The organism is Arthrobacter sp. yr096 (assembly GCF_900108925.1).
In the GTDB taxonomy this organism is placed as follows: domain Bacteria; phylum Actinomycetota; class Actinomycetes; order Actinomycetales; family Micrococcaceae; genus Arthrobacter.
This window is the reverse complement of sequence record NZ_FNYI01000003.1, coordinates 335792-350456: the sequence shown is the minus strand read 5'-3', so window position 1 is coordinate 350456 and position 14665 is coordinate 335792. Positions and strand designations below refer to the sequence as shown.

The window sequence follows — 14665 nt, the reverse complement described above, 5'->3', positions numbered from 1 at the left end:
GTCAACGGAACTGAAAGCGGCAGCCCGAGTTCAGGGCTACCTGCGCGACGCCCGTCATTTCCAAGGCCAGCGCTGACGGCTTCTCCGAGAGGGGCTGCGGTGGATACGCCATCAAGATGGCCAGTTGGCGGTTTCCGTCGGCGCTGCTGATGGCAATGCTTCCGTACCCGGGCACATCTCCCACATGGCCGTAGTAGTAGCCGTTGGTGCAACGGTCATTCCAGTGGTCCAAGCCGAGTCCGTAATCGGCGAACACAGTGCCTTTCATGGCAACGAGACCTTCAGGCGACAGCAACTCTCCGCCGAGCAGGGCAAACTGAAACGCCGTGATCTCCTGGACCGTGGATAAGAGGGCAGGTGAAGCCCTCCCGCTGGCCGGTCCGAGGCCTACGACGTCCACAACTGCACCGCCCACGTGGACATAGCCGTGGACAAGGTCCCCGGGCCAGGCGTTGGACTGCTCTTGAAGGACCGTGGAACGAAGGTCGAGGGGCGTCAGGATGTCTGTTCGCAACACAGCCTCGAGGGGCTGCCCGCGAAGCTGCGTGACGAGTTGGCCCAGCAGGGAATCTGCCCGCGAGGCAAGCCCGCCAGGCAGCTCGCTCAGGTCCCCAAGGAGCTGGCGGACGGTCACAGTGCTGTTGCCTGCCAGCGAACCGGGGAGGTGGGTGATGATGGCGTCGTCCAACCGCACCTGAGCTTCTTCCACAAGCTTCATGACGGAGACCCCCAGCATTGTGCGTAACTGGCCCCCAACGTTGAAACGGTCACTGGTCTGAACAGCAATCTGCCCGTCACGGCTCCTCACCCCTGCCGCATGCGTCCACTCTTGTTGGCCGGCCTTCGCCCTGATGATTACCGCAGACGCGCCCTCCTGCAGCTTCTCCCTGCTGAAGAGCTCCAGGGCGGCACGAAGTTCCTGGAAAGCGGGGGTAACTACCGCCGTGTCCGAAGGCGACGCAGCCCCCTCGCCTGTGGGGGCCGGCACGGCTGGAGGGCCCGTCGTCGACGGCTGCGTCGTAGCTGTTACCGGCGGCGGCAACGGGGCGGTTGGCTGGAGCGGGGGTGGCTCCGGCGTGCCGGTGCAGCCGGCCAGGAACACGCCGCAGACGAGTGCGGCGGTCAGAATTCCCCTGGCTGGACGTCCCGGCACATGGTCTCCCGGGTTTATTCCTCCGGCTTGCGGGCCCGGCTCGGTTGGACACGCATGGGCTCACCCGGCATCTTGGGGAATTCCGGTGGGAAGGGCATCTCGCCCTGACCGTTCTTGACATCCCGTTCCCACCACTTGAGCAAGATGTCTATGTCCCCGGGTTCCTTGTGCATGGCTGCCCAGGGATCGCCGCTCTCCTTCAAACGGCCCGGCACGGTGGCAATGGTGTACTTGGCGGGATCTGCGTTTCCCAGTTCGTCCCATGTCAAGGGACAGGAAACCTGGGCGCTGGGCACTGCGCGGGGACTGTAGGCACCGGCAATGGTCCTGTCCCGGTTGGCTTGGTTGAAGTCCACAAAAATCCTGGTGCCGCGTTCCTCTTTCCACCAGGCAGTGGTGACTTTCTGCGGCATGCGGCGTTCCAGTTCACGGCCGGCGGCGATGACGGCGTGACGGACGTCCAGGAACTCATGCTTGGGATGGATGGGGGCGTACACGTGGAGTCCACGGTTGCCGGACGTCTTGATGAAAGCAGTCAGGCCCGCCTCCTCAAGGACGGAACGAAGTTCCAGCGCGGCCGAAATCGCGTCGTCGAAGTCCGTGCCCGGTTGGGGATCCAGGTCAATCCGCAGTTGGTCTGGATTGTCTGGGTCATTGGCCCGGGAGGCCCAAGGATGAAACACCACCGTATTCATTTGCGCGGCCCACACCGCAGCCGCCGGTTCGTCGATCACCAACTGTGGATGGGACCGTGCGCTGGGGTAGGTCACCGGAACCGAACGAACGTAGTCGGGTGCACCTTTGGGTGGATTCTTCGAGAAGAACATCTCCCCCTCGATGTTTCCCGAGTAGCGCTGGAGACTGATGGGCCGGTTTCCGTTCGCGGTCACAAAGGCCTCACCGACGTCAATCAGGTAGTTGGCAAGGTCAAGCTTGGTCAGGCCTGCCTCTGGCCACATGACGCGGCTGGGACTGGAAATGCGGACCTCGCGCGGCCCGTCAGGCCCGGGCACGGTAACTGTGGTTGCTTCGCTCGCCATGGGCACAAGCTACCCCGTTAAGGCATGGCACGTCAGCACCCTTGGCGTATTTCGGTGGCGTCTCTTCTGATTTCAGCACCTGCGCCCTGGCCCGGATGGGCCATGATGGAGGCATGCCAAGCACAGAGACGCCCTTGTCCATCACCGTGGAGAACAGCGAAGTATCCGCCCTCCACATCCGGCCCGCTGAGCCTTTCGCCACCCTGGTGGTGGCCCACGGTGCCGGTGCCGGCATGGAACATCCCTTCCTGCAGGGTTTCGCAGAAGCGATGGCTGACCAGGGCGTCGCCACGTTGAGATTCAACTTTCCCTACCGCGAGGCCGGCCGCCGCTTCCCTGACCGGCCACCGTTGGCCATTGCCACGTGGAAGGTGCTCATGGACAGGGCTGCTGAACTCAGCGACGGCGAGCCGCTGTGGGCCTCTGGCAAGTCGTTCGGCGGCCGGATGGCGTCCATGGCAGTAGCTGAAGGAATGCCGGCCCGGGGACTGGTGTACCTCGGGTATCCACTGCATGCCCCGGGCAAACCGGAGAAGCTGCGCGATGAGCATCTCTACGGCGTCACCGTGCCCATGCTCTTCCTGCAAGGGACCCGCGATACTTTTGCTACCCCGGACCTGCTGGAGGGTGTGGTGGACAGGATAGGTCCGACGGCGACGCTCCAGTGGATCGAGGGCGGTGACCATTCGTTCGGGGTCAAGGGCGTGAAGCGCAGTTCGGCCGATGTGGGGGCGTCGCTTGCTCCCGCCGTGGCCTCCTTCATCAAGGCCGACCCATAGGGCTACTTCGGAAGTGGTTCGTGGCGAAGGTAGGAGCGTCTGAAACGGCCGGTTCCTGCAGTTAGTGCGCGCAGTTCGATCGCATAGCGAAGAAGTTCCTGGTCCGGAACTTCTGCACTGATTTCCGTGCCGCCGGTGTCCTCGGCGATGGTACCTGTGACACGTCCCCGCCGGCCGGACAGATCACTCATCACCGACCCCACATAGTCGTCAGGAACGCTGACCACCACCGTTGAGACCGGCTCCAGCAGTTGGATCCTGGCACCGGCCGCCGCCTCCCGCAGCGCCAGGGCACCGGCTGCTTGGAAGGCCGCGTCCGAGGAATCCACGCTGTGGGTCTTTCCGCCTACCAGGGTCACCTTGATGTCCACCACGGGGAATCCAGCTGAGACACCCTTGAGCATCTGTGAGCGGACGCCCTTCTCCACGGAACCCACGAACGTCCCTGGGATCACACCCCCCACGATTTTGTCCGCGAAAGTGAATCCTTCGCCCCGGGCCAAGGGCTCCACTTCAATATCGCAGATGGCAAACTGACCGTGGCCTCCTGATTGCTTGACGTGCCGGCCGTGTCCAGTGGCCTTGGTAGCGAAAGTTTCGCGAAGCGGGGTGATCACTTCAACGGTCTGGAGCTTGACGCCCTGGTTGCGCAGCCTGTCCAGGACCACTTCGGCATGCGCTTCTCCCATGCACCAGAGGATCAGTTGGTGCGTGTCCTGGTTGCGTTCCAGACGAAGGGTGGGATCGGCAGCGGCCACTTTGCCGATGCTCTTGGCCAGGGCGTCTTCGTCGCTCCGTGAGGCGCCTTCAATCGCGATCGGCATCAAGGGCTCGGGCATGTTCCAGGTCTCGATCAGGAGCGGCGCTTCCCGATCAGATATGGAGTCTCCCGTCTCCGCGTTGGCAAGCTTGCTGATGGCACAGATGTCACCGGCAATGCACTGCGGTACCGCTTTCAAGCTGGACCCGACTGGCGAATAGAGATGGGTAACGCGTTCATCGGCGTCGTGATCCTCGTGGCCCCTGTCCGCAAGTCCCCTGCCACCTATGTGGATCGACGAATCTTCCCTCAAGGTCCCCGAGAAGACGCGAACCAAGCACACCCGGCCAAGGAAAGGGTCTACCGTGGTCCGGACCACCTCGGCAGCGAGGCGGGCAGTGGGATCACACTCAAGGGGCTTTAGCGAGGATCCGTCCAGCCTCATGGCGGCCGGAGGAATGCGTTCCAAGGGGGACGGCAAGGCATCGGTGATCAGGGACATGAGCTCCGCGAGACCCAGGCCTGTTTCGGCCGATGCAGGCAGAACCGGGAAGAAGCTCCCGCGGGCAACTGCGGTCTCCAGATCCCTGACGAGGTCCGCGAGTGGCAGTTCTTCACCCTCCAGGTACCGGTCCATCAGCGTCTCATCTTCGCTTTCGGCAATAATGCCTTCGATCAACGGACCCCGGGCCTCCTCCACCGACTCCTCATCACTGGTGCCGTGGATGATCCCGATCAGGCCCGCATTGCCTTCAGCCGGGAGGTATAGCGGTAAGACGGAGTCACCGAACGCTTCCCGGCAGCGAACGACGGCGGCACTGAAGTCGGCCCGCGGATGGTCCAGCTTGCTGAGCACCACCGCCCGCGGCATGCGGATGCTCTGGCACTCGCCCCATAAGGCAACGGTGGCACCATCAATGGCTTCCACAGCCGACACAACAAAAAGGGCCGCATCTGCGGCCCTCAAACCAGCGCGAAGTTCGCCGGTGAAATCGGTGTAGCCCGGGGTGTCAATTAGGTTGATTTTGATATCCCCCACCATGATGGGTGCCACTGACATGGTCACGGAGCGTTGCTGATGGATGGCCGAGGGATCAGAATCACTGACCGTGGTCCCATCGCTGATGGAACCCATCCGGGTAATGGCTCCGGTGGCCGCGAGCAGGGCTTCCACGAGCAGTGACTTGCCGGCACCCGAGTGCCCCACCAGGGCCACGTTCCGGATTCCCGCAGGGTGGTTGGCGGCCAAGGCCGCTCCGTTCTCCCCACGCCTGGGATCAGGCGCGCCCGGTCCGGTTCCCTTGGCTGATTCGCGCGTCCCCTTCGTGGACATGGGCACCTCCTGGTGTTGTATCCCGGCACGGAGTCCAAACGTCATGAAGATCAAACGTTAAAGAGGATTTGACACCCTGAGGCGACCACAGGGCAAGGGGTGGCGCCGAGGAAACCCAGCCCGCCGCCGTCGGGCCCGTTGACCTCCTGCCGAACCCCGGACTAAACGGCCAGCATCCCCCATAACAGCCAGGCAGACGTCAGCGCGGATCCGGCGATAACCACGGTAAAGCCGGCCAACCAGAGGGGAGCCGGGACTCCTGTGGTGCGACCCAGAATGAACGCATCCGACGCAGCCAAGCGGTCACGCCGACGGGTGTGCACCCCAACGAGTTTGAACAGATCACGGACACCGCCCACGGAAAGGGCAACGCCGAGGGCCAACACCACATAGTTCACGAAGGTGGGCGTCGCGAACAGGATCAGGATTTGGGCAATGGCCGCGCTGCATACGGCTACGAGAATCCCGGTGAGGTTGCGAAGGAAGATCAATGACACCAGCAGGATTAATGCCCCCACGGACATGGCTGCGCCCGAACGCCCTGCAGCAAACGCCCCGATCAGGCAAAGTCCCACGACAGACGGTGCCGGATAGCCCCAGAAGCCCGACCATGCCGCACCGAAGGCTCCCCGTCCGCTGCTGACCAGCCGGCCTGAATGGTCCAGCCCGATGCGGAGGCCATGCACAAATCGCCCCGTCATCAGTGCGGCGTAGGCGTGGCCGAGTTCATGGATGAACGTGACGTACAGTCCGAACCACCGCCACGTGACCCGTGGAATGCTGAGGATAACGGAGCAGGCAAGAATGCCAAGGAGCGCAGGCAACGGCACCGCAGTGGTATGCGTGTCCGTGAATCCGCGAACCACTGCGTCCCACCAGGTTTGGGCCACATTTCCGGCACCGTCCACGGTCACAGCACCGTCGACTGAAGGCGCGACTGCAGTCCGGCGATGAGGATTTCCAAACCAAAATCAAAAGCAGCTTCGCCGCGCTCGGCAGACGGTCCGGCGTGAGCCAGGGCGCTGGTGAGTGTGGGATAGCCTTGCGCCGGCGGAGCCCAGACGACGTCAGGCGCCGCCAGGTCCAAGGCGAATCCCAAGGCGAAACTGTCAATGGTGGAGATTGCCGACACCACATCCCTGCCCTGGAAGCCCGCTGCGCGGAGCGCGACCGCCAGGTTCTCGTAAAGGGCAAGGACCTGGTCATCCTGAACTGTTTGCAGGACCAGCAGAGGCGCCAGCCGGGGGTGCCGGGCAAATGCGTCCCTGTAGCTGCGGACAATCGCCCGGAGCGCGGCTTCCCATTCCTGCTGGTCTTCAAGGACGTACGGGGATTCCGCGATGATCCGGCCACGCATGAGCTCAAGGATTTCCTCGCGCCCGCTGACGTGGTTGTAGATGGAAGACTGGCTGACCCCGATCCGCTTGGCCAGTTTGGGCAGGCTGAAGTCCCCGGCCTCATCCACCAGCTCAAGGGCGGCGGTGACGAGTGCGTCGATGGATATCAGGGGGACCAGCGGGCGTGCCATACGGATGTCTCCATTCAGGGTTGTTGTTACGACTCTAGCCAGAACTTTGCGTCGAAGTATTGTGCCGCCAGTCACAACCCCCTACGATAAACGAAAGCCTTTCGCTTAACGATCCATACCCCACCACATACTTCCCTCCCCCATCACCACAGAGGACCCCCATGTCTGACCTCGAAACCCGACCTCCAGCAGCGGATGCTGGAAATGGGCTCAAACGGAATGCCATTGGCACCGGCGGCATAGCCTTCCTGGTAATTTCCGCCGCAGCCCCTTTGACCGTCATGGCCGGCGTGGCTCCTGTAGCCATAGGCATCGGGGGCATCGGCGCCCCCGTGGGCTACGTCATTGCCGGTGCCGTCCTGCTGGTCTTCGCAATCTCCTTCATGGCCATGACCAAACACGTCAAGGCGGCAGGCGGTTTCTACACCTACATCACCCTGGCCATGGGCAAAACGGCGGGACTGGCCTCAGCCATCCTGGCGATCGTGTCCTACAACTGCCTCCAAATCGGTGTCTATGGACTCTTTGCTGTCCAGACCCAGGCGATGCTCCGCACCCTGTTCGGCCTGGACGTTCCATGGCCTGCTGTCGCCCTGGCGGCCATTGCCGCTGTGTGGTTCCTCGGTTACCGCGGGATCGACGTGGGCGCGAAGGTCCTTGGGGTCCTGCTGATCGCAGAGACAGCGATCCTGGCCATCATGGGCGCCGGAATTCTGGTGCACGGCGGAGCCGAAGGCATCAGTTTGGCGTCCTTCTCCCCCGAGCACGCGTTCACGCCGGGCGTCCTGGCGATCCTGGCCATCTGCTTTGCGGCGTTCATGGGTTTCGAATCAACCGTGCTGTACCGGCGCGAAGCCCGCAATCCGGACAAGTCAGTCCCCCGCGCCACCTACATCGCCGTAGGTTTCATGTCCGTGTTCTACGCCTTCATCGTCTGGACGGTCATCCAGGCCTATGGCGACGGGAACGTGATGGCTGCTGCCGGCGAACTCGCCGACGGGATGTTCTTCGCCACCATCAACCAGTACGTGGGGCCCTGGGCTGAGGTTGTCATGTACGTCCTCATCGTCACCAGTGTCTACGCATCCCAGTTGGCGTTCCACAACGCCATCAACCGCTACGTCTACATGCTCGCCAAGGACGGCGTCCTCCCCGCGTTCCTCGGCAAAACCCACCCCAAATACAAGTCGCCGCATCGTGCGGGGCAGATTCAAACCGTCTTGGCCGCCGTAGTCATCATCATCTGCGCCATCGCCGGTGCCGATCCGTACAAGCAGCTGCTGATCTGGGTCAACACGCCAGGAATCTTTGGAATTGTTGCCCTGCAGGGATTGGTCTCCGTGGCAGCGTTCCTTTATCTGCGCCGCAACCCGGCCGCGGTCACCAACCGCTGGCTCATCCCCCTCAGCGTGGCCTCGGCCATCCTGCTGTTCGGGGTGGTGGCGTTGATCGCGATCAACATCGAACTGCTCACTTTCGCCGATGCCCTCACCAACACCATCCTGCTCCTGGTGGCGCCCATCGTTTTCCTGGCAGGCCTGCTGATTGCCCGCAGCCTGCGTACCGCCCGCCCTGACGTCTTCGCCCGGATTGGAAGCTTCGAAACCCATGACTCCTGACCTCATCATTCTGTCCGACTCCATTCACACCATGGACCCCCGCACTCCCGGTCCTGTTCAAGCTGTAGCCGTCAGCGGCGGGGTGATTGCCGCCGTCGGGAGCCGCGAGGACGCCCAAACGTGGCGCCAGCCCGGCACGCGCGTGGTGGACCTCGGCAGCGCCACCCTGACACCGGGGCTGGTGGACTGCCATATTCATCCCGTGTTCGGCCTGGACCTCACCATCGGCGTCGATCTGTCCGGCGCCACCTCGCTGGAGGACGTCCGCTCTCTGCTGCGGGCTGAAGCCACGCACGACGACGGCTGGTTGCGTGGCTGGGGGCTGAATCCCAACGCCTTCGGTACAGTGCCGTTGCACCGCAGCGTGCTGGACGACGTCAGCAACGGCAAGCCGGCCCTGATCCGATTGTTCGACGGGCATTCAGCGTTGGCCAACAGCCGGGCCCTGGAAGTGGCCGGTATCCACGGCCGGCACGAATTCGAGCAAACTGCTGAGGTGGTGTGCGATGCCAACGGCGTTCCCACCGGCTTCCTGGTGGAAGCTGCGGCCATGGAATTGGTGCAGCGCCACGTCCCACAGGAGTCTTTTGCAGAACGCAAAACGCGGCTCGCAGAACTCCTCCGGGACTTCGCCCGCTCGGGGCTGACCGGCGGCCACGTGATGGACCACAGCGACGAATCCACGGCGCTGCTTCAGGCATTGGAGGCCGACGGCGACCTCCCGCTGAGGCTACGGACAGCCCCATGGTGCATGCCTGGCAGCGGCGAAGCAGAGTGGAAGGAACTGGCCCGCAGCATTGGCAAAGGTGGCCGCCGATGGTCCATTGAAGCCATCAAGCTCTTCGTTGACGGGACCGTTGACAACGGTACCGCGTGGCTGTTCGAACCTGACGTTCACGGCCAATCAACGGCTCCGTTCTGGCCACGACCCGAAGAGTATTCCGCCGCCGTCCGTTACTTCGCTTCCCGTGGAATCCCCACCGCGACGCACGCCATTGGCGATGCAGGAGTGGAACACGTGTTGGACGCTGTCGAGTCATTCCGCGATGCTGTGCCTGCGGACATCCTGCGGCGGACCGTCCACAGGATAGAGCACATTGAAACTGTTCCGGACCAACTCGTCGCCCGGTTCAAGGCGGCTGACGTGGTGGCCAGCATGCAGCCAACCCACTGCACCCACTACTCCCTCGCAGACCACAGCGACAACTGGTCCACGCGTCTTGGGGACGAGCGTGCAGACCGCGCCTGGCGGTGCCGGGACCTGCGGGAGGCCGGGGTGACTCTTGGCATCGGATCCGACTGGCCCATTGCCCCCTACGAGCCCCTGCCGATTATGGCCGATGCCCGGTTGCGCCGGCGCTCCGGCCACCCGGACCAGGAACCCATCGCCCCAGCCCAGGCACTCACCGCACTCCAGGCGCTGGAAGGGTATACCTCGCACGCAGCGAAAGCTGCCGGGCTGTGGGACGTTTCGGGCTCCATCACCGTTGGTAAGCGGGCAGACTTCACGGCATTCGAACTGGATCCCTTGACCACCACCCCGGACGAGTTCGCGGCCAGCGAGGTGCTGGGGACCTTCGTGGACGGCGAGGTCCAGTTCATGCTGGAGCGGCTGGCGTAGCTGGGCTGGCCTACATCCGGTTCTTGGTCTTGGCAGTGGCGGGCGCAGTCCATGGGTCCTCGGGCCAGGGATGCCTGGGGTAGCGCCCACGCATCTCTGCCCGGACCTGCGCGTAAGGGCCGGACCAGAACGAGGTGAGATCGTCCGTGACAGCCAGCGGCCTTCCGGCAGGAGAGAGCAGGTGGAACAAGACTGGCACCCTGCCGTCCACCAGGCGCGGTGTACGGTCCCAGCCAAAGCATTCCTGGAGCTTGACCGCCACCACCGGCCTGCCGCCGTCGTTATCCTTGCTCCCTTCGGAAACCTCCGGATAGTCAATCCGTACCCGCGAACCGCTGGGTACCTCCAAGCGCTCAGGAACCAGACTCTCCATACGCGAAGCTTCCGGCCAAGGAAACAGTCGCCGCAGAGGCTCTGTGAGGTTGATCGAACTTACTGGAGTTCCGCTGGCGATGGCCTCGAGTTCAGGGGCAAGCCACTCATCCAGCCGGGCCAGCAGGCTTGCTTCGCGGACATCGGGCCACGGCCCGCCAAGCTCGCGATGCAGCAGGGCCAGACGTCTGCGGAGAGTATCCGCGGAGGTCGACCAGCCAATCAGGGAGAAGCCGGCCTTGTGCAGCGCTTCTGCCACAGCTACCCGTCCTGACTCGGCCGAAGGCCGGACAGGTGTGGAGGACAAGACGATGGCGCCGAGTCGTCGCTCCAGCCTGCCTGTCACCCGCCCTTGGCCAAACTTTGCCTTCGTCTCTTCGATGAGGAGCCCGGGTGCGGCTGCTTCTGCCAGTTCCGCGGACAACGGTGCAGCCGCGCGGATGACGGCACCTGTTCCGGCGGCGTCGCGACCCTGGGCACGGGACACTTCGGACACTGCAAGCCAGTCGTGCCCGGACAGTGGACTTCCGGCGGGGAGTCCGGCGCGTGTTCCTGAGGACAGCAGATAGGTGGTTGACCCTTCGCCCGGAACGCGTTTGGCTATGCGGTCCGGGAAGGCCAACGCCACCACAAACCCCGGCGCTTCCCTCGCCGTGACCTCCGTGGCGGAGGCCCTGCGCACGACGACGGCCGCCTCCTGCCGCGCGATGGACTCCATCCGTTTGACGTCCTCTGCGAAGCGCCGGCTGTTCGGATCTGATCCTGAGCGGAGCGCGACGAGCAGCCTTGTGATGTCAGCCCCGGGCGCGCGCTGGTCGCCGGCCACCAAGGCAACCGTTTCTGCAGCTGCGCGCGCGCCCACCACCGCGGAACCATCGAGCAAAGCGCGGGCCAGGCGGGGATCGGCCGGGACGTTGGCCAGCGTCTTCCCCAAAGCGCTGACACCTCCGGCCCCGGTGACCGCCCCCAACTCCCGGAGGACCTCCATCGCATCCGCCATGGCGCCGGGCGGCGGCGCGTCCGGAAGCAACAGGCCTTGGCCGCCGGGCGCACCCCAGCAGGCAAGAATCAGTGCCGGTCCTGTCAGGTCTGCAACGGCAATTTCGGGGGTTTGGTGTGCCGGAGCTGCGGCGAAAGCCTGCTGGTCATAGCAGCGAACCACCGTGCCAGGCCCTTGCCGTGCAGCGCGGCCGGCCCGCTGGTCCGCCGATGCCCTGGAGCAGGACACCGTGACCAGGCCGGACATACCCCGGCCAGCGTCCCGCCGAGGCTCCCGGGAAAGCCCGGAGTCGATGACCAAGCGAACCCCCGGAACCGTGAGGGACGATTCCGCCAGGGATGTGGAGACGATGATCCGGGGAGGGCCGCCGGGCTCACGCCCTGAGACCGCCCGATCCTGTGCCTCCGGTCCTGTCTGGCCGTGCAACTCCAGCACCTCAATCCCTGGGGACAGCTGTACGCGAAGACGGGTGGCGACGTCGGACACTTCCCTCGCTCCCGGAAGGAACACCAAGGCGTCCACCTCCGGGTTGGTTGCCAGGCCAGCCAGATACGAGGCCGCGGCGATGCCGGCCACGTGATCCAGGAAGCTGCGGGCCACACCCCGCTGGTCCAGGCGGCGCTCCTTGGCCGGCGTCCATTCGACCTTCAAAGCGTGCAGTGCGGACGGACAATCAACCACGGGTGCCGGCACGGCGCCGTCGGGCCCTGCCTGCCCAAGCAGCCGGGCGAAACGGGCAGCGTCGAGGGTTGCCGACATCGCGACCAACGTCAGGTCGCCGCGGAGCTCCCTCACTTCCGCGAGCATGCCGAGCAAGAGGTCGGTTTCCACGCCACGCTCGTGGACTTCGTCAAGGACTACCGCGTGTACGTTCTCAAGGCCGGGGTCCGAGAGTAGCCGCCGGAGCAGAATTCCGGGGGTGACGAACTCTACGACGGTGTCCCGGCTGACCTTGCTTTCCCCGCGGACCGTGTAGCCAACCTTGCCTCCCAGCCGCGTGCCGTCCAACGACGCCAGGCGGCGGGCTGCGGACCTGGCGGCGACGCGCCGTGGTTGGGTGACCACGACGCGGGGTTGGTCCGGGTACCGTTCAGACACAAGATTGGCCAGCAGTGGCGGTACCAGAGTGGTCTTGCCCGTACCGGGCGGGGCCTGCACCACCGCCGTACCGCCGTCGCCTTGGTTTTTCATGACGGCGGCCAGGTTCTCGAGGGAACCAGCAAAGACCAGCCCGTTGCCAATGGTTTCCAGTCTGAAAGTCACCAGTCCATTGTCCCTGCCGGAGGGCAAGACAAAGGCCACGCCCCCTTGGACGGGAGCGTGGCCGTATCGGTGGTGCCCTGGCCTAGCTGATGGTGGACGCGTCGATGACGAAGCGGTACCGGACGTCAGAGGCGAGAACGCGCTCATAAGCGTCGTTGATCTTGCTGGCCGGAATAACCTCGATTTCGGCGCCCAGGCCGTGCTCGGCGCAGAAATTCAGCATTTCCTGGGTTTCGCGGATCCCACCAATCGCCGAGCCCGCAAAACGGCGGCGGCCCGTGATGAGCGAGAACACATTGACGGGCAGGGGCTCAGCCGGCGCTCCAACGTTGACCAGCGTGCCGTCGAGTGTCAGCAACTGCAGGTAGGCGCTGATGTCGATGGAGGCACTGACGGTGTTGACGATGAGGTCAAAGGTGCCCGCGAGTTGTTCGAAGGTGGACGGATCGCTGGTGGCGAAGTAGTGGTCGGCCCCAAGCTTGAGGCCGTCTTCCATCTTCTTCAGCGACTGCGAAAGGACGGTCACCTCGGCACCCATGGCGTGGGCTATCTTCACGGCCATGTGGCCCAGTCCGCCGAGACCGACGACAGCAACCTTCTTGCCCGGACCGGCACCCCAGTGGTGCAGCGGAGAGTAGGTGGTGATGCCGGCGCACAGGAGCGGGGCAGCGACGTCGAGGTCCAAACCCTCCGGAATGGTGACCACGAAGTCTTCGTTCACCACAACGTTGCTGGAGTAACCGCCCTGGGTGATGGTCCCATCGCGGTCAACTGAACCGTAGGTACCAACGTTGCCCTTAAGGCAGTACTGTTCTTCTCCCGCCAGGCAGTTCCTGCACTCTTTACAGGAGTTGACCATGCAGCCCACTCCGACGCGGTCGCCCACCTTGTGCTTGGTGACATCAGCGCCAATGGCGGTGACAATGCCGGCGATCTCGTGTCCCGGGGCCAGGGGGTACTGCTGCGGGCCCCAGTCGCCGCGAACCGTGTGGATGTCCGAGTGGCAGATGCCCGCAAACTTGATGTCGATGTGGACATCGTTGGGGCCAACTTCGCGGCGTTCGATGGTGGTCAGGGTCAGCTCGCCCGTGGCCGAGGGGGCAGCGTAAGCGTTAGCGGTAGGTATGTTTCTCCTGCGTTCATAACCGGTTGGGATGTTTCCATCTAACCCTGTTTCCCACCGTGGGAGGGAGTCACTGCTGTGAGGGGTACTGGCAGGGACTCCCTTGGCAACCGAAAAGCCCTACGGTTGGAACCATGGACAACCGGACCGAGACGCGCGATTTCCTCTCCACGCGAAGGGCGAAAATCACGCCTGAGCAAGCGGGGTTGGCGGCGTACGGCGGCAACCGCCGTGTGCCGGGCCTCCGACGCGGCGAAGTAGCCATGCTTGCGGGAATGAGTGTGGAGTATTACACCCGCCTTGAGCGGGGAAACCTCTCCGGCGCCTCCGAAAGCGTGTTGGAGTCCCTGGCCAACGCCCTGCAACTCGACGACGCCGAACGGGCCCACTTGTATGACCTTGCCCGCGCTGCAAGCGAAGGTGGCAGGCCTCGGCGGCGCCCGGCACGGAAGCAAACCATCCGTCCTGGCGTACAACTCACCCTGGACGCCATCACCAATTCACCAGCGATCGTGCGCAATGGTCGTTTGGACATCCTTGCGAGCAATGCCTTGGGCCGGGCACTCTACTCCGACATTTACTCAACCCGCGGGAGTAATTCTTCGGAGCCTCCCAACCTTGCCCGCTACCTCTTCTTCGACGAACGCAGCCATGCCTTCTACCCGGACTGGGAACGCGCTGCGAACGACACCGTGGCCATTATGCGCACCGAAGCCGGCAAGGATCCGTACGACCGTGGTTTGACCGATCTGGTAGGCGAACTGTCCACTCGGAGCGAGGAATTCCGGGTGAGGTGGGCGGCCCACAACGTCCGCCAGCATTACACGGGGCAGAAGTACTTCAGACACCCAATTGTTGGTGATCTGCACATGCTCTATGAGGCAATGGAGTTCTCGGCCGATTCCGGCCTCACGTTGACTGTCTACAACGGGGAACCCAACACCCCAACAGCGGATGCTTTCCGCTTGCTGGCCAGTTGGGCGGCGACGATGCCGGATCCGGATCACGTGGCCGGTGAAGCACAGCCCATCATTCACAAGCATGAGTCCAGCACGTAGTCTCGCCTGAACGAAC

11 protein-coding genes are annotated in these 14665 nt (G+C 63.9%); 4 read left to right on the top strand and 7 right to left on the bottom strand.

The window, feature by feature from the left end:
- Position 1: 1 nt before the first annotated feature.
- Complete coding sequence (locus BMY91_RS09495; RefSeq protein WP_256212677.1) at positions 2–1153, bottom strand: serine hydrolase domain-containing protein; 1152 nt, start codon at positions 1151–1153, stop codon at positions 2–4.
- A 14-nt stretch (positions 1154–1167) separates the two neighbouring features.
- The gene (gene ligD / locus BMY91_RS09490; protein ID WP_090821755.1) at positions 1168–2193 is read right to left on the bottom strand and encodes a non-homologous end-joining DNA ligase; all 1026 of its coding nucleotides are present in this window, start codon (positions 2191–2193) and stop codon (positions 1168–1170) included.
- Between the two features lie 113 nt (positions 2194–2306).
- Between ligD and BMY91_RS09485 the strand changes: the two genes are divergently transcribed.
- On the top strand, positions 2307–2972 hold the full coding sequence (locus BMY91_RS09485; protein ID WP_090821237.1) for an alpha/beta hydrolase family protein: 666 nt from the start codon (positions 2307–2309) through the stop codon (positions 2970–2972).
- Between the two features lie 2 nt (positions 2973–2974).
- Here the strand turns inward: BMY91_RS09485 and BMY91_RS09480 are convergent, their stop codons facing one another.
- From BMY91_RS09480 to BMY91_RS09470, 3 genes are all read right to left on the bottom strand, one after another.
- Positions 2975–5065 (bottom strand): elongation factor G-like protein EF-G2, encoded by a 2091-nt coding sequence (locus BMY91_RS09480; protein ID WP_090821235.1) that lies wholly within the window; start codon positions 5063–5065, stop codon positions 2975–2977.
- A 161-nt stretch (positions 5066–5226) separates the two neighbouring features.
- Positions 5227–5979, bottom strand: a complete 753-nt coding sequence (locus BMY91_RS09475; RefSeq protein WP_256212676.1) for a M50 family metallopeptidase — start codon at positions 5977–5979, stop codon at positions 5227–5229.
- Positions 5976–6593, bottom strand: coding sequence for a TetR/AcrR family transcriptional regulator C-terminal domain-containing protein (locus BMY91_RS09470; protein ID WP_090821233.1), 618 nt, complete (start codon positions 6591–6593; stop codon positions 5976–5978). The genes BMY91_RS09475 and BMY91_RS09470 overlap by 4 nt, the downstream gene beginning before the upstream one ends.
- Positions 6594–6754: 161 nt before the next feature.
- Between BMY91_RS09470 and BMY91_RS09465 the strand changes: the two genes are divergently transcribed.
- Complete coding sequence (locus BMY91_RS09465; protein ID WP_090821231.1) at positions 6755–8212, top strand: APC family permease; 1458 nt, start codon at positions 6755–6757, stop codon at positions 8210–8212.
- Positions 8202–9833, top strand: coding sequence for an amidohydrolase (locus BMY91_RS09460; protein ID WP_090821229.1), 1632 nt, complete (start codon positions 8202–8204; stop codon positions 9831–9833). The genes BMY91_RS09465 and BMY91_RS09460 overlap by 11 nt, the downstream gene beginning before the upstream one ends.
- A gap of 10 nt (positions 9834–9843) precedes the next feature.
- Here the strand turns inward: BMY91_RS09460 and hrpB are convergent, their stop codons facing one another.
- A complete protein-coding gene (hrpB, locus tag BMY91_RS09455; protein ID WP_371261036.1) occupies positions 9844–12468 on the bottom strand; it encodes an ATP-dependent helicase HrpB in 2625 nt (874 codons plus the stop codon).
- An 82-nt stretch (positions 12469–12550) separates the two neighbouring features.
- Positions 12551–13594 carry an NAD(P)-dependent alcohol dehydrogenase gene (locus BMY91_RS09450; protein ID WP_090821225.1) on the bottom strand — a complete coding sequence of 348 codons (1044 nt, stop codon included), beginning with the start codon at positions 13592–13594 and terminating at the stop codon, positions 12551–12553.
- Between the two features lie 131 nt (positions 13595–13725).
- Between BMY91_RS09450 and BMY91_RS09445 the strand changes: the two genes are divergently transcribed.
- Positions 13726–14649 (top strand): helix-turn-helix transcriptional regulator, encoded by a 924-nt coding sequence (locus BMY91_RS09445; protein WP_090821223.1) that lies wholly within the window; start codon positions 13726–13728, stop codon positions 14647–14649.
- The last annotated feature ends 16 nt before the right edge of the window (positions 14650–14665 follow it).

Coding starts and splice junctions, on each gene's coding strand:
- BMY91_RS09480 (WP_090821235.1), bottom strand. CDS start 5,065: ATGTCCACGAAGGGGACGCGCGAATCAGCCAAGGGAACCGGACCGGGC.
- BMY91_RS09460 (WP_090821229.1), top strand. CDS start 8,202: ATGACTCCTGACCTCATCATTCTGTCCGACTCCATTCACACCATGGAC.
- ligD (WP_090821755.1), bottom strand. CDS start 2,193: ATGGCGAGCGAAGCAACCACAGTTACCGTGCCCGGGCCTGACGGGCCG.
- BMY91_RS09470 (WP_090821233.1), bottom strand. CDS start 6,593: ATGGCACGCCCGCTGGTCCCCCTGATATCCATCGACGCACTCGTCACC.
- BMY91_RS09485 (WP_090821237.1), top strand. CDS start 2,307: ATGCCAAGCACAGAGACGCCCTTGTCCATCACCGTGGAGAACAGCGAA.
- BMY91_RS09445 (WP_090821223.1), top strand. CDS start 13,726: ATGGACAACCGGACCGAGACGCGCGATTTCCTCTCCACGCGAAGGGCG.
- BMY91_RS09465 (WP_090821231.1), top strand. CDS start 6,755: ATGTCTGACCTCGAAACCCGACCTCCAGCAGCGGATGCTGGAAATGGG.